This window comes from Burkholderia sp. AU4i (assembly GCF_000466765.1).
Lineage (GTDB): Bacteria > Pseudomonadota > Gammaproteobacteria > Burkholderiales > Burkholderiaceae > Burkholderia > Burkholderia cepacia.
In genome coordinates this window covers 1-511 of record NZ_ASSI01000446.1, presented here as the reverse complement: position 1 = coordinate 511, position 511 = coordinate 1, and the positions used below count along the sequence as shown (strand labels likewise).

Here is a 511-nt window from a genome sequence, read left to right as displayed (position 1 = left end):
GCACGCCCAAGCAGCCGTCGGCCAGATCCTCGATGTCGTGCTTCATCCAGCGTGACGGCACGGTGCCGTCCAGCACGACGCAGCCGTCCTGCACCTGCACGGTGACGTCGCTCACGTCGATGTCGAGCGCATGCGCAAGCCGCTCGCACACGTCCTCGCGGATGCGCTCGTCCGAACGCGTATAGCCTTTCGGCCCGCGACGATGGCGCAGTGCGTCGCGTTCGGCGTCGCCGCCGTACCGCGACGGGTCGGGCGCGTAGCCGCCGTAGCGCGGCGGGTCTCGCGGGTCGCCACGATCGTGCTCGCCGCCGTACCGGCCCATCCGGAAATGACCGCGGAATTCCGGGCGGTCGCCGCCATACGGGCCTTCACTGCCCTCCGCTCGGCGGCCCGGTTCGCGGTAGCCGCGTTCGGCGTCCCATGCGGGCGAGCGCGCACCGCCCTGCCAGTCCGGGTCGGACATGCGGCGCCGCTGGTCCGCCGGCCGCGCGGCGCGCTCGGTCCATTCGCT

At 73.0% G+C, this 511-nt stretch carries 1 protein-coding gene; it reads right to left on the bottom strand.

Annotated features, from left to right (window positions below):
* On the bottom strand, positions 1-511 hold a 511-nt coding region (locus L810_RS43395; protein ID WP_042978488.1), incomplete at both ends, for a BON domain-containing protein.